The 22611-nt window shown below is 39.3% G+C and carries 17 protein-coding genes; 6 read left to right on the top strand and 11 right to left on the bottom strand.

The features are described 5' to 3' along the window. Positions 1 to 17: 17 nt before the first annotated feature. Positions 18 to 749 (bottom strand): hydrolase, encoded by a 732-nt coding sequence (locus ACG59Z_RS08580; protein ID WP_400198836.1) that lies wholly within the window; start codon positions 747 to 749, stop codon positions 18 to 20. Between the two features lie 355 nt (positions 750 to 1104). Between ACG59Z_RS08580 and otsB the strand changes: the two genes are divergently transcribed. Together otsB and ACG59Z_RS08570 are read left to right on the top strand one after the other, a co-directional pair. Next, on the top strand, positions 1105 to 1956 hold the full coding sequence (gene otsB, locus ACG59Z_RS08575) for a trehalose-phosphatase (RefSeq protein ID WP_400198893.1): 852 nt from the start codon (positions 1105 to 1107) through the stop codon (positions 1954 to 1956). Then, on the top strand, positions 1944 to 3374 hold the full coding sequence (locus tag ACG59Z_RS08570; protein ID WP_400198835.1) for a trehalose-6-phosphate synthase: 1431 nt from the start codon (positions 1944 to 1946) through the stop codon (positions 3372 to 3374). Before otsB ends, ACG59Z_RS08570 begins: the two co-directional genes overlap by 13 nt. A 66-nt stretch (positions 3375 to 3440) precedes the next feature. Here ACG59Z_RS08570 and ACG59Z_RS08565 read toward each other — a convergent pair whose 3' ends face one another. The 7 genes from ACG59Z_RS08565 to ACG59Z_RS08535 form a co-directional block, all read right to left on the bottom strand. Then, positions 3441 to 4634 (bottom strand): MFS transporter, encoded by a 1194-nt coding sequence (locus tag ACG59Z_RS08565; RefSeq protein ID WP_400198891.1) that lies wholly within the window; start codon positions 4632 to 4634, stop codon positions 3441 to 3443. 293 nt (positions 4635 to 4927) lie between these two features. Continuing rightward, a complete protein-coding gene (gene bfr / locus ACG59Z_RS08560; protein ID WP_001214863.1) occupies positions 4928 to 5392 on the bottom strand; it encodes a bacterioferritin in 465 nt (154 codons plus the stop codon). Between the two features lie 254 nt (positions 5393 to 5646). After that, positions 5647 to 7683 (bottom strand): NAD-dependent DNA ligase LigA, encoded by a 2037-nt coding sequence (gene ligA, locus ACG59Z_RS08555; RefSeq protein WP_400198834.1) that lies wholly within the window; start codon positions 7681 to 7683, stop codon positions 5647 to 5649. Positions 7684 to 7777: 94 nt separating this feature from the next. Next, positions 7778 to 8809, bottom strand: a complete 1032-nt coding sequence (locus ACG59Z_RS08550; RefSeq protein ID WP_400198833.1) for a cell division protein ZipA C-terminal FtsZ-binding domain-containing protein — start codon at positions 8807 to 8809, stop codon at positions 7778 to 7780. A 1-nt stretch (position 8810) separates the two neighbouring features. Further along, positions 8811 to 12260 (bottom strand): chromosome segregation protein SMC, encoded by a 3450-nt coding sequence (gene smc / locus ACG59Z_RS08545; RefSeq protein WP_400198832.1) that lies wholly within the window; start codon positions 12258 to 12260, stop codon positions 8811 to 8813. Positions 12261 to 12270: 10 nt separating this feature from the next. Beyond that, a complete protein-coding gene (locus ACG59Z_RS08540; protein WP_022575884.1) occupies positions 12271 to 12966 on the bottom strand; it encodes a GntR family transcriptional regulator in 696 nt (231 codons plus the stop codon). Positions 12967 to 13219: 253 nt separating this feature from the next. Further along, positions 13220 to 14023 (bottom strand): sulfite exporter TauE/SafE family protein, encoded by an 804-nt coding sequence (locus tag ACG59Z_RS08535; protein WP_400198831.1) that lies wholly within the window; start codon positions 14021 to 14023, stop codon positions 13220 to 13222. Positions 14024 to 14053: 30 nt separating this feature from the next. Here ACG59Z_RS08535 and ACG59Z_RS08530 point away from each other — a divergent pair, with 30 nt between their 5' ends. After that, the gene (locus ACG59Z_RS08530; RefSeq protein ID WP_049066136.1) at positions 14054 to 14806 is read left to right on the top strand and encodes a biotin--[acetyl-CoA-carboxylase] ligase; all 753 of its coding nucleotides are present in this window, start codon (positions 14054 to 14056) and stop codon (positions 14804 to 14806) included. A 15-nt stretch (positions 14807 to 14821) separates the two neighbouring features. Continuing rightward, complete coding sequence (locus tag ACG59Z_RS08525; protein WP_400198830.1) at positions 14822 to 15556, top strand: pantothenate kinase; 735 nt, start codon at positions 14822 to 14824, stop codon at positions 15554 to 15556. Positions 15557 to 15605: 49 nt separating this feature from the next. Here ACG59Z_RS08525 and ffh read toward each other — a convergent pair whose 3' ends face one another. Continuing rightward, positions 15606 to 17015 carry a signal recognition particle protein gene (gene ffh, locus ACG59Z_RS08520; RefSeq protein ID WP_000460622.1) on the bottom strand — a complete coding sequence of 470 codons (1410 nt, stop codon included), beginning with the start codon at positions 17013 to 17015 and terminating at the stop codon, positions 15606 to 15608. A gap of 141 nt (positions 17016 to 17156) precedes the next feature. Between ffh and ACG59Z_RS08515 the strand changes: the two genes are divergently transcribed. Both ACG59Z_RS08515 and ACG59Z_RS08510 read left to right on the top strand, forming a co-directional pair. Further along, positions 17157 to 17966 carry an inner membrane protein YpjD gene (locus ACG59Z_RS08515; RefSeq protein WP_000624644.1) on the top strand — a complete coding sequence of 270 codons (810 nt, stop codon included), beginning with the start codon at positions 17157 to 17159 and terminating at the stop codon, positions 17964 to 17966. An 84-nt stretch (positions 17967 to 18050) separates the two neighbouring features. After that, positions 18051 to 18995 carry a tRNA-dihydrouridine synthase gene (locus tag ACG59Z_RS08510; RefSeq protein WP_004888558.1) on the top strand — a complete coding sequence of 315 codons (945 nt, stop codon included), beginning with the start codon at positions 18051 to 18053 and terminating at the stop codon, positions 18993 to 18995. A gap of 76 nt (positions 18996 to 19071) precedes the next feature. Here ACG59Z_RS08510 and ACG59Z_RS08505 read toward each other — a convergent pair whose 3' ends face one another. Together ACG59Z_RS08505 and ACG59Z_RS08500 are read right to left on the bottom strand one after the other, a co-directional pair. Beyond that, positions 19072 to 20025, bottom strand: coding sequence for a DUF6160 family protein (locus ACG59Z_RS08505; RefSeq protein WP_400198829.1), 954 nt, complete (start codon positions 20023 to 20025; stop codon positions 19072 to 19074). Between the two features lie 160 nt (positions 20026 to 20185). Then, positions 20186 to 22597, bottom strand: a complete 2412-nt coding sequence (locus ACG59Z_RS08500; RefSeq protein ID WP_400198828.1) for a DUF6160 family protein — start codon at positions 22595 to 22597, stop codon at positions 20186 to 20188. Positions 22598 to 22611 lie beyond the last annotated feature (14 nt).

The raw sequence follows: 22611 nt of genomic DNA, 5'->3' as shown, positions 1-22611 counted from the left end.
ATATCAATCAAAGCTTATTAACTTTGCTGATGAATTGTTAAAAATTGGCAGATTTCTTCAATTGTTCTTTCGAACTGTAGGTAGGGAAAAGCATGTGTAGCATCTTTTAGCAACTTATAAGTCATGTTTTCTGTAGCGAAATCCTTAAAATTCTCCATAATTTTGCAAGGAATGACATTGTCTTGCTCAGCAAACAGATGAAGCTGTAGACCTGGATAGTTTTTCAAGTTATCTACCAGATTTAACTGTTCAAGCATTTGCAAACCTTCTATTAAAAGTTCATTTGACGGCGGATTTGCTATATTTTGTACACTCATCCAATCTTGTTTCGCTTGAGATGAGCCAAGTGTAATCAAATAATAAAAACGCTTTAAAGTGGCTTGCGGGTTCTGTAAAAAAGACGCTTTAAATTGACTAAATACATCAGTAGGCATTGCTGTTTGCCAATTATCGTTAGCAACAAAACATGGATTCGACGCGAGCGTAATTAACGTTTTAGTTTGCCCAGTTTGTTTATAAAAAAAGTCAACGAGATGAGTTGCTAACTGTCCACCTAAAGACCAACCTATCACCACATCAATTTCAGCCACTAAATCAAGCTGTGCTTGAAAGTTACTCTCTAAAATATTAAAGATATCAATTAGTTGTGTTTCAAAACTAGCTTTTCCCAAATGCAATTTAAGTGATTGCAAAGGTTCTACCCCTACTCCCCAACCTGTAATCAATAAAATTTTATTTTGTAACTTCATATGCATGTCCACAGCCAACTTTTGCAAGATTATATATTAATATCAATTTTAAATATCCTTTAAAATCAACATAAAAATTAAATTTCGAAAAGTAAAATCAGACATTTATAAGCATTTAATATTCTGAAATATATTGATAAGTAAGGCCTAAATTATTCATATGAAATATACAAAAATTTAATTATGTAAACATTGAAGCAAATCAAAAAACAACATAATCCACACTTCACCCATAAATCCATTGTGCAATGTAATTAATGTTAATACTTATGTTTTTTTATTAAAAAAAATGACTCATCAATTCATTTTAATGCTAGAAGATTAATTAATGATCAAAAATATTGGGCAGGTTAATATGAACAGTCAAAGTATAATATCTGATGGGAGAGAAAAAGATACATATTTTGTTACACCCAACGGTATTATAAATACCTTACCTTCAGATAAAAATTATTGTTTATTTCTGGATATTGATGGAACATTAGCTCCATTTCAAATTCATCCTGAACATAGTTTTATTCCGAATACGACATTAGACGTTATAAAAAAAATTATTGAATTAAATATACCAGTGATTGCTGTAACAGGTCGTGATGTTGAAACGGCTAGTAAGCTGCTTCAGTCTATTGAAGTTCCTATAGCTGGGCTACATGGTTTAGATATTTATTTTGACACTAACACTTATATTCGCCCAGACTTAAGTGATATTAATTTTAATAAATTAAAAGAAGATATTATAAAATCTTGTGAAAAATATCCCGATTTATTAATTGAGGATAAAGGATATTCTATTGCTTTGCATTATCGAAAAAATCCAAAATTAGAAAATAATGCAATTTATATTATGCAACAGATTAAATATTTTTATCCTCAACTAAAATTAAATAGAGGAAAATTTGTAGTTGAATTAGTACCTAAACAGGCAGATAAAGGTGAAGCAATTCAAACTATATTAAATCATCTTAATTTACCGTTAATTCATCCGATATTTATAGGAGATGATTTAACAGATGAATCGGGTTTCACTTTTATTAATCAACAATTTGGCACTTCAATTAAAGTAGGTTCTGGTGAAACAGAAGCTCAATATAGATTAAAAGATATTAACAGCGTTTCTAATTTTCTTTTTTTCTTTCTCGAAAAAATAAAAAAGTTATACGTCAAAAATAGTCAAGATCAGAATGGAGAACAAATATGTCTAAATTAATCGTGTTATCGAATCGAATAAGTATGCCATCAGGTAAGGCTTCAGCAGGTGGCCTTGCAGTAGCTGTACAAGACGCATTAAATGACAGTAACGGCATTTGGTTAGGCTGGAATGGTCAGCAAATTACCGATACTGAAGCGCCTGAGTTCGATCAGGCATATTCTCATGGGATTGACTACATTACCTGCCCTCTTACACATCAGCAATATGCGCAGTACTACTGTGGTTTTGCTAACAAAGTTTTATGGCCTGCCATGCATGATCGAGATGATCTGATCGAATATGATGCTGAAGAATATAATACTTACCAAAGGGTTAATCGTTTATTTGCTGAAAAATTAAAGCAAATTGCTCAACCGGATGATGTTATTTGGGTACATGACTATCACTTTTTTAGTGTAGCCCGTCATTGCCGCGAATTAGGTATGCAAAATAAAATCGGTTTCTTTTTGCATATTCCTTTTGCAAGCTTAAATATTTGGCGCAAAATTCCAGTTGCACTACAGTTAGTACAAGACCTTTGCCAATATGATGTGGTTGGTCTACAGACCCAAGCTGACCAAAACACCTGTATGCAAACCTGCATGGGCTTACTTGAAGCTCAAAAAATACTAAGCGACCGAATCAGTTATAAAAAACGTCAGGTGTTGATTAAGTCCTACCCTATTGGTGTGCAACCTGAACTTATTCAGCGCCAAGCACAACAGGCATTTCATACCCCATATGTATTTAACTTTGAAGATATTCCACGTCAAAAAACTATTATTGGGGTTGATCGGATTGATTATTCAAAAGGTTTACTTGAGCGTTTCAATGCATTTGCGACCTTCTTGGAAACTAATCCTGAATATCATGGACTGGTACGCCACCTTCAAGTTGCAACGCCTTCACGTACTGATATTCCAGCTTATCAACGTTTATACCAACGTTTTAAAACCAAACTAGAGCTGATTAATGAAGAGTTTGCACACGAAGACTGGCGTCCAATTGATTGCTGCTACGATACTGTTCAACATGACAGTCTAATGCATATTTATCGTCGTTCTGATATTTGCTGGATTAGCTCATTACGTGATGGCATGAACTTGGTCGCAAAAGAATATATTGCGGCTCAAGATCCAGAGAACCCCGGTGTGCTGATTTTATCTAAATATGCTGGTGCTGCTGAACAAATGACTCAGGCCTTGATTGTTGACCCATTAGATAGAGCAGCCATGATGGATACTCTAAAAACCGCTCTAGAGATGTCTAAAGCAGAACGTATTAATCGTTATGAACAATTAATCGAAGGTTTAGCAGCCACCGACTTGAGTGATTGGCGAAATACTTTCTTGAAGGATTTAGAAAATGCTCCGACTTTCAATAAGTCTAAGCTGTCATTACAAGACAAGTATCAACCTACTTACCATGTCTTATAATGATTTAAGCTTATAGAACATCGAGAAGTTTTCTCGATGTTCTTTCGGCGGGTAAATCGGCTTAAGTTACTTTGCCTTCACAAGGGTAAAGCGATTGAGTACAGCAATCATAGTTAATAAAACCGCTACACCTGATAGCACTGTGGTTAAGCTGGTCCACTGACCAATTAAACCGATTAAAGCTGGACCACTTAATGAGCCAGTGTAAGCAATGGTTGAAACCAAAGAAAGCGCTGCTGCTTTAGGCATATCATTTTGACGGCCAACACGCGAAAACATAACAGGCACAATGTTAGAGCAGCCTAAACCTAAAAGTGCGTAACCTAATACCACGACCTGCCAAATAGGTGCCATCACAATAGTGACCATAGCAAGAGCTGCAACAATTGCACTATAAGTCACAATGGTTTTCTCGCCCCATTGTTTTAACAAGAGATGTCCTGCAAAACGACCACTTGTCATACTAAGTGCAAAGAATGTATAAGCCAGCCCCGCAAAAGCAGGATTCAGCTGATATTTACTCGTTAAATAAATACCACCCCAGTCCATTGCTGCACCTTCTGACAAGAAGGCAATAAAACACATCATCCCAATTAAGAGAATAGTACCATTTGGACGCGAAGATTTTTTCGGTGCGTCAGTTATTTCTGCTGCACCTTGTTCATCTTGCTCAAAGGTTGTTAAAGCAGATGGAATAGCAACAAAGCTAACTGCCAATAAAATCATGACCACAGACAGCGTACTCATGAGTGGTGAAAGACCAATTGCCAGTAGTGCAGTCACAAGCATGGCACCTATTAAACCACCCAGGCTACACATACCATGGAAACTGGACATGAGTGCACGTAAGCTGTTCTTTTCCACCACAACTGCTTGTAAATTGATAGCAACGCCAAGACTACCTGCTGCCGTACCAAAAATAAATAACGCCACCGCCATCGATACAAGACTATGCCAAATCGTCAAACTTGGTAGTAATACTGTTAAGAGTATAGTCGCCACAGCAATTAAAGGACGACATCCCCAACGCTTAACTAAAGCCCCTGTCGCAGGCATAGCAATCATTGAGCCGATTCCCATACAAAGCAGCAATAAACCAAAATTTGCATGATTCAGATTTAAACGTTGCTGTGCATAAGGAATAAGTGGCGCCCAAGCAGATATCGCAAAGCCCAAGCTAAAAAAGCTAAGACGAGTTGCTAATCGTTGTGTGCTTAAGAGAGTAGCTGTATCTAAAACAGCAGGTTTGGAAAATAACATATACGCGAAGCTCACCATAAAACCATTGGCGATCCATACCAACCGATTCCCCATAGAAAAACCCCTGCCTTATTAAGTTCCAGGCAAGGGTTTTTGTTGGCGAAATTATATCCAATTCCACAAAAAAAACATGGGGTCTGATACAATTTTTCTGACTTTTTTGTAACCGCCAAAGCCTTATACAGTAAGGCTTTGAATATATTCAATTTGACAATATTAACATCTAAGGAATGACTTCATTTTATTAAAATGAGCGAATAAAAAACCCAGCTTAAGCTGGGTTTTTCAAATTATTAAATTTGAGACTGAATATAATTTTGTAGGCCAATCAGTTCAATTAAACGCAACTGTTTTTCAAGCCAATAAGTATGGTCTTCTTCAGTATCTGATAATTGTTGACGTAACATGTCACGACTAATGTAATCGCCTTTTTCTTCACAAAGTTTAATACCTGTCGCTAATTTTTCACGCACGTGATATTCAAGTGCTAAATCAGCTTTTAAGCAAGATACAACGTCTGTACCCACATTGATATCTTCACGATGCATGTTTGGTTTGGCACCTAAAAATAATACACGACGAATAATTGCATCGGCATGAGAAGCTTCTTCTTGCATCTCATGGTCAATACGCTCATAAATCTTGTTTAGACCCCAATCTTCATACATACGAGAATGGATTAAATACTGATCACGGGCAGCCAACTCTCCGCCAATGAGCATATTTAAATAGTCTATGACTTCTGGATTGCCACGCATAATAAATCTCCTATCGTATGAGTCTATTATGGGCAATCTTAAAAATGATTGCAAAATAAAAAATAGTTAAGTTTATGATTTTTATCAAATTAAAATGAGAAACATACGCATTTGCAGTTTAAGTTATTTAAATTTCCTCTGCAAAAAGAAACGCTTGTCCGAATTATAAGCTCAAACAAGCGTTCAAATATGACATAAACCATCAATTTATAAATTTGTAACTAAAATCAATGGTTCTTATTTCGCTAAGTCTTTTAGCTCAAAGTCTGCCCATAACCCGCCATGAGTGATAAGAAATCTGTTTCATTCATGACAGGAATACCTAATTTCGCTGCTTTTTCTAGTTTTGAACCAGCCTTTTCACCCGCAACCACACATTTAGTTTTACTCGATACACTGCCACTTACACGCGCACCTAATGCTTGTAGCATTTGAGTCGCCTGATCACGTGTCATTTGCTCTAATGTACCTGTAAGCACCCAGCTTTCACCATTTAATGGTTGACGTGTTGGTGCTGTTGGCGCATCCCAATGAATACCCGCAGCAATTAAACGATCAAGTACTTCAATGTTATGCGGTGCCAAGAAGAAATCAGCAATCCATTCAGCAGTAATATCGCCTACATCAGGAGTTTTCTTCAAAGCTTCAATATCAGCAGCTTTAAGAGCCTCTAATGTCTGGAATGTATTGGCTAACATTCTAGCTGTTGTTTCACCTACCCCACGAATACCTAAGGCATAAATAAAACGCGCAAGAGTTGTTTTCTTACTAGCTTCAATGGCATCAATGAGGTTCTGTACTGACTTTTCACCCATTTTTTCGATGCCCAACAGCGTTTCTCTGTGTTCATGCAAATGGTAAATATCAGCAACATCTTTGAGTAAATCGAGGTGTAATAAAGACTCAACCCAACGATCTCCCAAACCTTCAATATCTAGAGCTTTACGCGATACGAAGTGGCGAATGGCTTCAATACGCTGTGCAGCACAATATAAACCACCAGAACAACGTGCGAGAGCCTCACCTTCAGGCATAACTACAGGAGAAGCACATACTGGACAGTTTTTAGGTAAATGAACAACTTCTGCTTCGGCAGGACGGAACTCTGGCCAAACTTTTTCTACTTTGGGAATAACGTCACCAGTACGATAAACACTTACCGTATCTCCAACGCGTACATCTAGACGATGAATTTCACCAATATTATGCAAAGTCACGTTAGAAACCGTCACACCACCCACAAAAACAGGGTTTAAGCGTGCTACAGGTGTTAAAGTCCCAGTACGCCCTACTTGCCAATCAATCTGTTCAACAGTGGTCAGTGCCGCTTGTGCTGGGAATTTATACGCGGTTGCCCAACGTGGTTCACGGCTTAAGAAACCAAGCTGCTGTTGTTGTTTTAGGTCATCGACCTTTACGACCATGCCATCAATTTCAACTTGTAGGTTTGGACGCTCTTGCTGAATTTGTTCGTAGCGCTGTTGTACTTCTTGAATTGAGTTACACAAGTACTGACGTTCCGCAATTTGAAAACCAAGTTCCTTTAACCACTGCAAACTATCATGCATGGTCGTTAAGTTATGATTTGGCTCACACTGCGCAATACCATATGCATAAAATGCTAAAGGTCGGCTAGCAGCAATATTTGGGTCAAGTTGTCTTAAACTTCCTGCTGCTGCGTTTCGAGGGTTAGCAAAAGTTTTCTCGCCTTTTGCCTCTTGATCCGCATTGAGTTTTTCAAAACCAGACTTTGGCATGAGTACTTCACCACGAACTTCGAGCAAGCGCGGAATGTCGTACTTTTCTGAATGTAAAACTTTAGGCAAGTTACGGATGGTTTTTACATTTTGCGTAATGTCTTCGCCGGTTTCACCATCCCCACGAGTTACACCACGAACCAATACCCCATTTTCATACCATAGTGAAATTGCAAGACCATCGAGTTTTAACTCAACTTCATATTGTACTTTTTGGTTTGGTAGTCGCTCTTCTACACGGCGTGCAAATGCAAATAAATCTTCTTGGTTAAATACGTTACCAAGTGAAAGCATTGGCACCACATGGGTCACACTTTCAAACTTTGAAAGCGCTTGTCCACCTACTTTCGTTGTTGGTGAATCAGCTTGTACAAGTTCAGGATATTGCTCTTCTAAAGCTTTTAGCTGATGAAATAAATGATCGTATTCACTGTCCGAGATTGTCGGCTGATCCATGACATAGTAGGCATGGTTATGCTTTGCAATCAGTTGAATAAGCTGACGCATCTGTTCGATCACGGAAGTTATTGCCATTATGTTATTCACCATAAAAAAGGGTGGAAATTTCTCCACCCTGAGCTGCGACTAGATATGTTGCAATTATCGCAACCTATACAAAAAATTTAAACTAGGCTGTTGCCTGTGCAGGACGATAATCAATCACATGATGACGCCAATGTTCTTTTAACTGTGGCGTAAACTCAAGGTTATTTTCATCATAAACCTTACCATCAATTTCACGAGCAATAAGACCTGCAATACTGGTCATCATGTCAAAACCAGTAACTGCTTTACTGTTTGGAAGTGCAAGGAAAAATGCCAAGCCTTGAACTTGTTCCGCAGATAAAGTTTCCAAATCAAAACCAGCTGGACCGTTATCTGTCATACGAAGTACAGAGAACATGAGTGCACTTGGTTCATCGGTATTTTCATAACGATGGAAACAAGACATTTCACCATAACGTAGACCGTATTTTAAAAGTACTTTCAGTGCTTTATCGCCCGATAACGCACGGCGCGGATTTGGATAAACATTTAGTGCAATAATCTGCTCAGCCATTGCTAACGCACTTTCGTCGTCAAAACGCTGTTGCTCATGCAAATGTACATCCAGAATATTACTTTCACCTTCAAACTCGGCAATTTCAGCCGTTTCAATATTCGGATTTAAGCTTAATTCAGGTTCTGCTTTAGAATGCTCTTCTGCCACTTTTTCTTCTGATGAGCTTGTAGCTTCTGGTTCAGCAGAAACGGTATCAGTTAACTCAACTGAACTATTTCCACTTACAGTTGGACTAACAGTATTTTCTTCAGCGTTAACTTCTTCTACTGGAGTATTTTCAACGGGTGCTTGTGTCTGGTCTGTTTGAGTTTGTGAAGCTTGTTCTACTTCTTTTGTTTCCTGTTCTTTTGGCTGCGCCTGCTCGCTTAAAGTCGGTTCTACACGTTCAGCAACAGCTGATGATGCTACAGCTGCTTCCGCCTGTTCAAGTTGATCTCGTACATGACGAGGAATAACTGGTTGATTACTTTCAGGATTAATATGTAAATCACTGTCTAGCGAGGGTTCAGCATGGTTCGGCTTTTTTAAAATCATTCTTAAGCCAACTAGCATGATAATAATGGCAACAACGATGCCAATAATCGTATTGATTTCCATTCTATGACTCCGAAACTAACCCGTATTCTTTTGCCTGTTCTAAATTGACAGTGACTAATTTTGATGTGCCCGGTTCAGGCATGGTTACACCCAACAAGTCAGTTGCCATGGTCATCGCCAGCTTATTATGTGTAATGTAAATGAATTGTACATGTTCAGAAAGCTCTTTTACCAAATTACAATATCTCTGTACATTCGCATCATCGAGTGGTGCGTCCACTTCATCGAGTACACAAAACGGTGCCGGGTTTAACCTGAAAATGGCAAATACTAATGCTAACGCCGTTAACGCTTTTTCACCACCAGAAAGTAATGCTAGAGAACTATTTTTCTTTCCAGGTGGTCTCGCCATGAGCTTAACCCCAGATTGCCAGTCATCTTCCAGACTTAAACTTGCCTCACCACCATTAAAAACCTTTGGAAATAGATTTTGCAACTCTTGATTGATCTGGTCAAAAGTCGTCATAAAGAGTTTACGGGTTTCTTGGTCAATGCTTTTCATCGCATCTTTCAACTGAGTTACCGTATTTTCCAAGTCTTGAATTTGGTGGCTCAACTCATCAAAACGCTGAGAAACTTCTTCAAACTCTTGTGAGGCTGCCAAGTTAACCGCACCGATTTTTTCAAACTGCTTTTGTACCTTTTCCAGTTTTTGCTGGTGCTCAGTTAAATCTATTTTCAAGCCCGTTTGAAGCTCAGCATTTAGCTCTTTTAGCTGCTCTTGATAGTGCTCGCGGTCTGATTTAGCTGCTTGCCATGCTAAACGTTTGGCTTCAAGCTGCTCTCTGAGTTTTTCATCTTGCTGTTGGTATTGATGGCGTTGGTCTGTGAGTGTTTGTTGCTTCTCTTGTACACTATTAAGCTCAAGCTGCCATTCATTCCACGTCTTTTGCAACTTTTCAGTCTGAGCAAATTGTTGTTGAAATTCCGACTCAAGGTTTGGTAGCTCTAACTGAATAGGGTCAACAAACTTTTTCGCCTGTTCCATTTGGGCTGCAATTTGTTGATATTGACTCTGCAAGAACGAAATATCTTTTTCAAGCAGCTCGATTTGTTGAGTCGTCTGCGTGCTGTTACGACGTAAAATCTCGCGTTCTTGCAGCTGCTGTTGCAAGACCTGTTGCTGTTCTTCAAGCTGCTCTGTTAATTCTTCTACCCGAAATTGCAAAGTTTTATAGTCAGGTAAAATAGTTTCTAGCTTCATCGCAAGCGCATGCAAATCAATTTCAAGATCGTCTTTTTGCATTGCATCTTCTTCAAGTTGCATGTCTAACTGAGCTAACTGATCTTTCAATTGCTGTTTTTGCAGTAAAAATGCTTGTGCCGCAGTTTGCTGTTTAGCAATTTGCACGTCTAGCTGCTGCAAGTCTTTTTGTTTTTGCTTAATAACTTGTTGTTTGTGCTGTAAGTCAGCTTGTAGGTGTGCGAGTTTTTCTTTTTGCTGAACAGTAATTTGATCTAATGCTTGTAGTTCAGGTTGCTGCTTTTGAAGAACTTGTACAATTTCATCTAGACGAATACGATGACTGAGCATACCTTGCGCACTTTGACTTTCGTCATCATACATAAGAGCAATGACCCAATCTTGCCCGACATGATAACCATCTAAAGTCAAAATAGACTGGCCATGTTGTAGTTGCTTTTGCTCATTTAAAGCATCAGATAAATTTTGCGCAATCGCTACATTTGAAAATATTGAAAGCTGTGGTGATGCAATCCAGTCATTTAAACAGGCCAAATTTCCTTTAAATTTGCTTGTTTGTTCTGACGGTTTTAACTGGCGAGCAATTCCTTCCTGAAAGACTTGTTCGGTTTCAACAATATGCGCCTGCAACCATTTTGCTAAAAACTTTTCAACAATCTGCGCGTGTGGCTTACCCTGCTCCGTTAATTCTAGAGCCTGCATTAAACGTAGCGTATCTTGGTTTTGCTTTGGACTTTGTTTAGCAACAAGCTGGCTTAAGTTTTTCTGCTCAGATAATAAAACCTGTATTTCTGTTTTCAGTGTTTGCTGCTGATTTTTAGTTGCCTGATGCGCTTGTTGAGACTGTTCAATCTGTTGCACATACTGCTCAATATCAGCCTCTAACGTTGAGATTTCACGACAAAGCTGCTGTTGTAGTTGCTCAAGCTCACCTTGTTCATCTTCGTGTACTTGCGATTGAATCTGACTTGCCTGATGTTGCAGCGTTTCTTTTTGCTGCTCAATGCGCTGAACATTTTTGCCTAGCTGCTCAATTTGCGCAGACATTTGCATTTTTTGCTGCTGTTGTTTTTCAACTTGAGCTTTTACTTGTTCAAACTGTTGCTGTGCTTGACGCTGCTGTGCTTGTAAAGCAGCAAAGTTTTGCTCTGCTTCAGCTGCGGTATGTTCAACCGTCGTTAAAGCTTCAGTTTGTTCTTCTAACTGATTATTCAGTGTTTCAAGCTGTAGCTCGGAAAGTTGTAAACGCTCTTTCGTCTGAGCTTTTTGCTGTTCTAATTGAACCAGTGTCGTACTATTTTGCTGAAATAAACTCTGTTTTTGTTCTAGAGTCATTTTTAGTTCAGACAGTTTCTTTTCAGCTTGCTGCCACTCTTGTTGTAATGGTGAAGATTGCTGAATAAGTCGCTGAAATAAAGCACTGGTCGATTCTAAATCATGTTCAATTGTACTTAACTCAGAGCGAACTAACTTAAAAGTTTCGCCCAGTTCATTCATTTGAACTGTATATTCTTCTTGTAGGCGTACACTTTTATCTGCCTGAAAAGACAAAATTTCAATTTTTAGGGTACGAATCTGACTTTCTAAGGTTTTATATTGAACCGCAGCTTCTGACTGGCGTTTTAGCGTTTTAAGCTGTGATTTTAACTCAAGCGCAATATCTTCTAAACGTGAAAGGTTTTGCTCAGTATGTTCAAGGTGCTGCAAGGTTTCGCGGCGACGCGCCTGATAACGAGAGACACCCGCTGCTTCTTCAATGAAAATACGCATTTCTTCAGGTTTAGCATCAACCAAGCGGTTAATCATGCCCTGTTCAATCACAGCATAAGAGCGTGGCCCTAAACCCGTTCCCAAGAAAATGTCGGTAATATCACGGCGGCGGCAACGTGTACCATTTAAGAAATATTCAGATTTACCTTCACGGGTCACCTGACGACGAACAGCGAGCTCGTTATAAGCGTTATAAGCTCCCCCCAATTTGCCATAGGTATTGTCAAAACGCAGTTCCACACTGGCAACACCCACTGGTTTACGCTTGGATGTTCCGGTAAAAATAACATCTTGCATACTACCACCACGAAGCTGACGAGCGTTTGACTCACCCATCACCCAGCGGATCGCATCAATAACATTGGATTTGCCACAACCATTTGGACCAACCACTGCTGTGCGGTTAGCCTTGAAATTTAAAGTTGTACTATCTGCAAAAGATTTAAAGCCGGAAAGTTTTAAACTGCTTAAACGCATAATGCCCTAACTAACGGCGTGAGCGTCTCGCCCAAGCCAATTCAATCTGTTTCATTCGTGTCAGCGATTCCAACACAAGGTTACGTAAGTGTCGACAAAAATCTTCCATAAATAAAGCGGCTTGTTGTGATTTTCGGATTAAAATTGCATCAGTCACGAGTTTAAATAATGCAAACGCTTCTTGCAGTTCCCTTTTAGAGGTATTTAGGGTCAAAAAATAACTGCGACGTAGTGAAGGTAATAATTCTTTATAAAACTTCATTAAATAAGGATTACCGACCATATCTTGCTGTTCAGCCAGATATTGGAAAATGGCATCGTAGAATTTTTCGATATCGCCTGCTTTTACATGCTCAAGAAGTTGTTCTAATAAGAGCTGTAATTGATCAGCTTCGTGCGCACGCCATGTTTCACTGATGCGTTGTACAATATGTCCTAATAGCATCACGTTTGTATCAAACAGTGCTTTCACTTGTTGTGCAGACATTTCTGAGACAATTGCGCCCCGACGCGGAAAAATTTCAATTAAATGCGTACGTTCAAGTAATAATAATGCTTCACGAACCGACCCCCTGCTTACATCAAGCTCTTTCGCAATACGAAGCTCTTGTATGCGTTCGCCTTCGACCAATTCGCCGCTAATAATCTGTTCGCTAATATATTTTACAATTTGCTCAGAAAGACTTTCTGTCTCTTCGAGATTCATAAATCACCCGCTACTTTTTATATGCATTAATCCATGCTTTTCTTTCGCATCCTTGTTTTTAACTGATCCCATCCATTAAAAACTATGTCATTGTCTGACAATTTTATTGCATTTTAAGCCAACCCGCCCAAAATCCATACAGAAATCGGATGAAAAAACTTATCTTTAGTCTGTTTAAATCTTCAAATAAAAAAAGCTTAAACCATGTGAGTCTAAGCTTCTTTTTCTATATTTTTCTAACCAAATGCGCTTTTTAATTCATAAAACCTTTATAAATAAAATAACTGCCTACCACCACTAATAAACAAGCAAAGCATTTTTTCAACATTTGTGGTGATAAAGCATGTGCAACCTTAGCCCCAAGTTTAGCCGTCACAAAACTCATGACACTAATACCAATAAACGCATAGATATGCACATAACCAATCGTGTTAGGTACAGAGATGTGCTCTTTAGCACCAAACCACATAAAGCCAATTGCACCCGCTACAGCAATAGGTAAACCACAAGCGGCAGAAGTCGCGACTGCTTTTTGCATGACCACACCATGACGGTTTAAATATGGAACAGTTAAGCTGCCGCCTCCAATACCAAAAATTGCAGAGGCAATACCAATACCACCACCTGCCATAAATTGCATAGGCGTTGAAGGAAGCTGACGTGTTGGGTCAACAACCACATTTGCGCCTTTAAACATGCGATAGGCCATCACAACGGCAAAGATACCAATAAGAAGCTGTAAATGCTGACCAGACATCAAATCAGCAATACCCGCCCCTAAGAATGAACCAATCACCAGCCCAGGTGCTAAATTACGAAAAACAGGCCAAAGTACTGCACCTTTTTTATGATGGGCAGAAACTGAACTAAATGATGTCACGATAATGGTTGCAAGCGATGTTCCGACTGCAATATGCATGATTACCGCAGGGTCATAGTGCAACTGGGTAAAAACGACATAGAGGATTGGTACAATAATTAGTCCACCACCAACCCCAAACAATCCGGCAGTAAAACCAGCAATTGCGCCAATGAGTAAATATATGATTAACTCCATAAATGTTTTACCACTCTGCTCATATTCAACATGGATTTAGAGACTCGCCAACTACAACAACTTTTAAGCGCAAAAAACCAGCTTCCAGAAGTGGTTTTATTAAAAGCAACCACAACTTCGACCAATGATGATATTCGTGAAATTGCCCAAAAAGGCATTACAACAGGCTTGGTTTGCAGTGCTCAACAAACTCAAGGGCGAGGTCAACATCAACGGCAGTGGATTTCACCTGAAGGAAACATTTATTTAAGCACATTGGTGCAAACTCGAACACCCTTAGATGGTCGCTTAGCACTTGAAGTTGCTCTAAATATTTTGCAAATCCCGCAGTTGCAAGCTTTGAGCTTACAAGTGAAATGGCCAAATGATTTGTATAGTGCGCATGGGAAATGGGGTGGAATTTTGGTCGAACCACTTTCTCAGCATCAGGCTATTGTAGGCGTAGGGATTAATTTAAAAACACCACCAGTGACTGATAGTGATCAGCCAATCACCTCTTTAGAAGATTTAGGTTTAGAGCAAATGAGTCGGCTTGAACTCATTTCAGAACTCTATATTGCAATTCAAAATGCAGCTCGCTGGTTTGATCATGGTTGTTATAACTTAGCAGGTCGTTTTAACCATCATGCAGCTTGGTTGAATCAGTTAGTTCAATTCGAACATAGTCAAGGATTGGTACATGGCCGTTTTGTTGGAATTTCTAATGAAGGTGCAGTAATTCTTGAAACTCCAGAACCACAGCAGTTTTATCAAGGTCGTTTAAGACCACAATCAACTCAGTAATCAGGTATTTTCCCCATGAAAAGTTTATGGCTTGATATCGGAAACACCCGTTTAAAATACTGGATTACTGAAAATCAGCAAATTATTGAACATGCAGCTGAGCTACATTTGCAGTCTCCTGCCGATTTATTACTTGGATTAATCCAACACTTTAAACATCAAGGTCTACATCGCATTGGCATTTCTTCAGTACTCGATACTGAAAACAACCAACGTATCCAGCAGATTTTAAAATGGCTTGAAATTCCTGTTGTTTTTGCCAAAGTCCATTCGGAATATGCAGGTCTACAATGTGGTTATGAAGTACCGAGTCAGCTCGGGATTGACCGCTGGTTACAAGTATTGGCTGTGGCAGAGGAGCAAGAAAATTATTGCATTATTGGATGTGGAACAGCGCTTACGATTGATTTAACCAAAAGCAAACAGCATTTAGGCGGTTATATTCTGCCAAACCTTTATTTACAGCGTGATGCGCTGATTCAAAATACTAAGGGCATTAAAATTCCAGACTCAGCTTTTGATAATCTAAACCCGGGAAATAACACAGTAGATGCTGTACACCACGGTATTTTGTTAGGCCTGATTAGTACAATTGAAAGCATCATGCAGCAATCCCCTAAAAAGCTGCTCCTCACAGGTGGAGATGCTCCTCTTTTTGCTAAATTTCTACAGAAGTACCAGCCAACTGTTGAAAAAGATCTTTTGCTTAAAGGGCTACAACAATATATTGCCCATTACCCTAAAGACTAAAATACAGAACAAAATAAAAGGCGCTCTAGACGCCTTTTATTTTATAGTTTTATTTCTTTTGGTCGTTGTTACCAAATAGTGGTCCCATACCGCCGCCACCGCCAAATTGTTTTTGCATATTGCCTAATGAACGCATCATTTTGCTCATACCAGATGGATTCGCAAACTTCTTCATCATTTTAGCCATTTGCGCTTGTTGCTTAATGAGTTTATTTACTTCAGCAACATCCATACCACAACCTGCCGCAATACGTTTTTTACGACTTGGGTTCATCAGGTCTGGGTTACGGCGTTCTTTAACAGTCATTGACTGGATAATAGCTTCCATCTTTTTGACTTGTTTTTCAGGGTTCGCTTGCTCAATCGCTTGCTGAATTCCCGCGCCGCTCATGCCAGGCAACTTGTCTAAGAAGCCCATCATGCCGCCCATTTTTTTCATTTGTTCAAATTGCATCAGCATATCTTCAAAGTTGAAGCTACCGCCTTTTTGCAATTTTTTCGCCATTTTTTCGGCTTTTTCTTTGTCGATTTTACGTTCAACTTCTTCGACTAAAGAAAGTACGTCACCCATACCTAAAATACGTTGAGCAACACGGTCCGGATGGAATGGCTCTAAGGCATCAAGCTTTTCGCCCATACCCAAGAACTTGATTGGCTTACCGGTAATAGCACGTACAGAAAGTGCCGCACCACCACGCGCATCACCATCAGTTTTAGTAAGAATCACACCTGTCAGTGCCAAAGCATCGTTAAATGCTTTAGCAGTATTTGCAGCATCCTGACCTGTCATGGCATCAACCACGAACAGAGTTTCAGTTGGCTTAACTGCTGCATGCAATTCTTTAATTTCGTCCATCATGTCTTCATCGACATGTAAACGACCCGCTGTATCGACAATCAACACATCAGCAAACTGGATTTTTGCCTGCTCAATTGCACGATTAACAATATCAATTGGCTTTTCAGAAGGATCTGATGGAATAAAGCCTGCGCCAACTTCTGCTGACACAGTTTCTAACTGTTTGATCGCTGCTGGACGGTAAACGTCGGCAGAAACGGTCATTACTTTTTTCTTTTGACGTTCTTTTAAGAAACGTGCCAGCTTGGCAGCAGTTGTAGTTTTACCTGCACCTTGTAAACCAGCAAGCAATACAACAACTGGAGGCTTAGCACTTAAATCCAGTGTTTCATTTGCCTCACCCATCATCTTGGTGAGTTCGTCATAGACAATTTTTACAAATGCCTGGCCTGGAGATAACTGGGTCATCACTTCTTGGCCCAATGCCTCTTCCTTAACTTTCGCGATAAATTCACGAGTTACAGGTAACGCGACATCGGCTTCAAGAAGAGCCATACGTACTTCACGTAAGGTATCTTTAATATTGTCTTCGGTCAGCTGCCCTGAGCCAGTAACATTTCTTAAACTCTGCGTGAGTCGTTCTGTTAAGGTATCAAACATTGCAAAATCCGCTTAAAATGGCTAGTTGCAAAAAAAATCTTTCTCGAAATAGAAAATTTATGCATAGAATGCTATAGGATACTTTAGTTCGCAGCGAATTTATATCTTATCTAGATGAATTAATCCTGAAAAAGGTTTGACATGATTAGCCTCCCCTTGGTTTACACAATTTTGGCACTCATCGCATATACCACTTCTTTCTGGTATCTGTTCATACGTTTAATGTCAAAACGTGAACCAAACCCATGGTTATTTGCTCTTGTTACGACCTTGGCACTGCTACTGCACGGCACAGTTTTATGTCATGCCATGCTGACGCCTTTAGGAATTAACTATGATGTTTTTAATTTAGTCTCTTTTACATCATGGCTTATGTTGTTGTTAAGTTTAATTTTTAGTACTTTCCGTCCAATTGTACCTTTAAACTTACTCGGTATTCCTGTAGCGGCTATTGGTCTTATTTTAGGTTTTGCATTTAGTAAACCAAATCAGTTTATTGAGCAGCATTCGTTAGGTTTAGATACTCATATTATTCTTTCACTTTCTGCCTATGCAGTTCTACTCATGGCAACCATACATGCGATCTTGATATGGTTCCAAAATCGTGAACTCAAAAAGAAACAAAAAAAACGTTTTTGGGTCAATTTACTCCCACCTATTCAGGCCATGGAATCATTGTTATTTGACTTAATCATTACTGGTTTTATTTTATTAACCATTGCTCTTGCATTTGGCTTCTTAACAGTTGATAGCTTCTTTGCTCAGCATCTCGCTCATAAAACCGTATTTAGTATTATTTCATGGATTATTTATGGCTCATTACTTATTGGCCATTACAAACTCGGATGGCGCGGTCAAAAAGCGATTCGTTTTACCCTCATTGGTTTTGCCCTTTTAGCGATTGGTTTTATTGGCAGTAAATTTGTACTCGAAATGATATTAGGCCGATAAAACAATTAAAATTTCAGCACTACTAGACAGCGTTATACATATCCCGTATAACGCTGTTTTTGTTTTAATCAGGTGACTCAGACTGTGAAACTCATACTCGCTCCAATGGAAGGTTTAACTGACCCGATCATGCGGGATACGCTCACATCTGTTGGTCATTTCGACTGGTGTGTAACCGAGTTTATTCGAGTTACAGACAGCATTTTACCCGACCATATTTATTATAGTTTTTGTCCTGAGTTAAAGAACGACGGTAAAACAGCTGCGGGAACGCCTGTGCATGTTCAGTTCTTAGGGAACAATCCAGATATGCTGGCAGCAAATGCTGCAAAAGTGGTTGAACTAGGTGCTCCTGCAATCGACCTTAATTTTGGTTGCCCTGCAAAAACAGTAAATAGACATCGCGGTGGTTCCGTACTTCTAGATGAACCAGACGTGGTACATATGCTCATTAAAGCAGTCCGCGATGCTGTACCTGCGCATATTCCTGTTTCAGCAAAAATGCGTTTGGGTTATCTCGATGAAAACCACACCATGGAAAATGCGCATGCGGTCGAAGATGCTGGCGCAAGCTGGCTAACAGTACATGCGCGAACGAAAGCTGATGGTTATACACCACCAGCTTATTGGGAAAAAATTCTACCAATTAAAGAAGCTTTAAAAATTAATGTCATTGCTAACGGCGAAATCTGGACCAATGCCGATGCAAAGGCCTGCCAACAGCAATCTGGTTGTGAAGATTTAATGATTGGTCGCGGTGCTGTGACGACCCCCGACTTAACACAGTGCATTCGTAATAATATGGATGAGGCATTATTTAGTTGGGAACAACTGGTTGACTTACAAATCCGTTTTTTAAATGGTCAAGCCAAAACAGAAATTGGTATGGTTGGTCGTTATAAGCAATGGCTAGGTATGATGACCAAAGCCTACCCTCAAGCCAAAGAACTGTGGGACCAAGTTAAACGCATTAAAGCTTTAGATGAAATTGTTCAAAAGTTAGAACAAACCAGTTCATCACATAGCTAGTTACTTAAAATTTATAAAAGAGGGTGGCTGTTTATACAACCACCCTCTTCTTTTATTTCAGGTTCAGTGATTATTTTTAAAAACCGCTTACTTTCATTTTAAAGTCGGTTACCGAAGCACCCGTAACTCCAAAACTTCCCATAGACCCATTAGGTAAATTATTAAACGTTGTTGGACTTTGTAGCCCTGCATTTCCTAAAGTTACATTATTAAGCGACGCATCAAATTTACTAGATGCCCCCGTATTGCCAAAAGTAAGCCCTGTTGGGTCAACTCCAGCATAAAACCCATCAAGAACAAATCCTGTAGATGAGTTTGTTCCCGCAAATTTAAACCCAAAGTTAGCACCAGTATTATCAGATACTAAAGTAATTGGACAACCAGATGCAGCAGAACAAATCGATTGAATGGCTCCACCAAATTTGACCATGACAGACTGGGCAGCATGACCCAATTGAATGTTTAAACGAGGTTTATTGGTCTGTACAAAGTTAATGTCCAAATTTCCAGTAGAGCGAATCAGTTCTTTCACGCCTGTATTTACTGTTGTTCCCGAACTAAAAATTGATTTTGGTGCATAACTAGTCACCGCATAATCCGAAGGACTAGAAACTGATGTATTAGGTGCCAAATAAACTGAAAATGGTGTAAGCCGAATACCATTGACGTCACTTCCCATTGTGACAGCCAAGTTCACAAAAGGCTTACCCGCACCTGCATCGGTATCTATAGCAATATTGAAAGAAGGATTGGTCGATACAGCTGCTTTAATAAATTCTATACTTGGAACGGGATTAGTAGAGTTCCCCGCAATGACGAGACCAGCTTTACTATTGTAAGAGGTAGAAGCGATACCATTGGTATCAATCAAGGCGACTTGATTAAATTTAACTTTATCGGCCTGAATGCCTAGCGTTAAACCATTTTGACCCGTCGTTGCTGAAAGACTTTGGTCATCTAAAGGCTGCATCGCAAAAACACTTGAACTGCTGGCAAATAATAACCAGCAGACTATATTTTTATTTTTCATGTTGCTCTAATCCTTAAGAGACAAACGTTTATTATTTGTTCAGATTATCAGAATAATAGATGAGTACAAAACAATTATCCCTATAACCCGACGAATGCAAATCCAATCACATTCAAAATAAATTTTTTATAAAAAGTGGCGATATCGCCACTTCTCTTTATTAGTTAAAAGCGCCATTTCTCGGCACAATACTGAAGCTACTATTTAAACGTCCACCAGTAATTGCAAGTTCACCTAAACGTGCGCCTGCCCCTGTTGAAGGTGGATAGAAATTAATATCTTTAACTCGTAAGGCACCATCAATATTCTTATCAGGGTTAAAGTACACTGCGGTATTTACACCAACCTTACCTAGTCCACTCGCGCTGTCTTTTCCAACAACTAATGCCGTGTTAAACGCAAGCTTACCAGTCATATTCTCAAAACCAATTGCAGAGCCATCAATCGGATCACTAATTTGGACTGAGTTTCCAGTTGCTGTAGCAGGCATTGTAAAATCACCCAAAACTGTGAGCGCACTACCATCAGCAATTGAACTGTTTGGCACAATTGATAAATTTAAATCACCGCCTAAGCGTAGTTTAAGGCCAAATAAAACATCATTATTTCTGGCAAAGTTATCAATTGGTGAAGTACAAGATCCTGTTGCCGGACAAGTTTTATATTTAGCGCCTGGTAAATAACCCGCTGCAATTTCAGTTGATAAGGCAAGTAACATATCTTTTAAACCGATATTTAAACTGCCATTTTCTAAACCGATAGTGCCATTACCTTTGAGGAACATATCGATATTACGTAAGCCCATGTAATAGTCGGTAGGATTACCCGCATTATTGGCATTTGGAGAACCATCAATTAATAAAATTGAAGTTGTTTTTGTACCGCCTGCATCACGCCCTGTTGTGCCAACAGCGACACCAAATCCTAAACGCGAAGTCGTTCCTGAGGTACCTACAGCATTCTGAACGGGTCTACCATTAGCATCTTTTGTATAGTAAAAAGCGCTATTCGCAGGTGCATCTACCCCATAAACTGCAGCATTGGCATTTAAATTATAAAAAGGTAACGCCAAACCCCACTGGTTACTCAAACCATTATCTGCAAATTGATTAGCAGCAGCGACATTCGCACTTGTGGTAAAACGGCCTCGTCTTGAAAATGCTTGAAACTCTGCTCCACGCATCGCAAGAATTAGACTAAATGGATTAGTCACCGTATCACGGTGAATATTATGTTGATAATCGGCAGCGGTTGTTAAAGTACCAGATCCTAAACGAATACTATTTAATGTCGCGTTATTTGGCATTAATAAGGTTTTTGTATCGGCAAGATTTAAATAAATATTTCCGCTATCAAAATAACCACGCGTAGCTGAGTTCAACCCAGTTAAATTACCAAACTCGAAACCATAGGCGTTCAGCCCTGCCCCACCAATTTCTAAAGTCGTGGCTTTGCCATCGGCGCCTAGCATAGAATCGTTATCTTTAGTGAACTCACCTTTCATACGAAAGGCAATTCCCGTATTACCCAAAATACTATTACTTGAGGTGGTGCCTGAGGCAGTATTTGCTGTACCTAAGGTTATCGTGTCCGAAGAGCCATCCATACCACGGACTTGTAAATAACTATTTACCATACGTCCGCTTGCACCAAGTCGGATTAAACCTTTTGAATTTTGCGGTGTATTGGTCGCATCCAACCCATAAGGATTGGTTTTATCTACATTGGAACTAAGCATTACTTCAATGTTTAGACCCGAATTAGTCACTTTACCATTGCTATCAACATAAGTACCCGCTGTTAAACCAGAAGCTGAATCAGCGACCCGATTAAAATCGACATAGCCATAAGTACTATTTGGGGTTTGCCCAACCGCAGCCACATTTGTTCCAGTATTCGTTTGTAAAACCACACCACGGATAGGGTCAATAAACATGACCCCTTTACCCACAAAATTAAAGTTAAAATTCTTTAAAATTAGTTGGTTGAGCTGACTACGAGCATCTAACTGTCCTAAATAAATATTTGCGTTATTTATACCCAATGTCATATTTGACTGGCTATTTGGGCTAAATAAACCGTCTTGAGTAGTCAATGCTAAATTTAAAGGTGAAGTTGTTTGGATAGCCAACTGCCCTAATGTAGGTGAGCATGTAGCGGAACTATTACAAACCTTAACGCTATTTACCGTAATGAGAGATGGACTGCTTTGCATAGAAAAATCGACCCCAGCTTTACCTGTAGTCGTATTACTTCCCACATCTAAACGGTAGTTCGTTCCTAAAGCTTGTGTAGATGCATTACTTTTTTGTATTTTTACACCACTCGCTTGAGCTCTTAAAACTTGATCAGCACTTGTTGGCGTGCCTGCATGGTCATCCCAGTAAGCATTATCAACATTGATCTCATTGAAAGTCGTTTGAATCGAGATCCCATCTTGACCATTGACTGCACTCAAATCGGCATCGGTTAAAGCTTCTAAAGCAAAAACTTGTCCACTCACTAACAACATGCTGGCTGTTAATGTATTTAAAATAAACTTTGAGCCGTGACTTTCTTTATTTTTGTTCATCACTTCAGTTCCTT

The organism is Acinetobacter sp. ABJ_C1_1 (assembly GCF_044684115.1).
Taxonomy (GTDB): domain Bacteria; phylum Pseudomonadota; class Gammaproteobacteria; order Pseudomonadales; family Moraxellaceae; genus Acinetobacter; species Acinetobacter nosocomialis_A.
The sequence above is the reverse complement of the archived record's forward strand: the minus strand, read 5'-3'. Positions and strand labels throughout refer to the sequence as shown.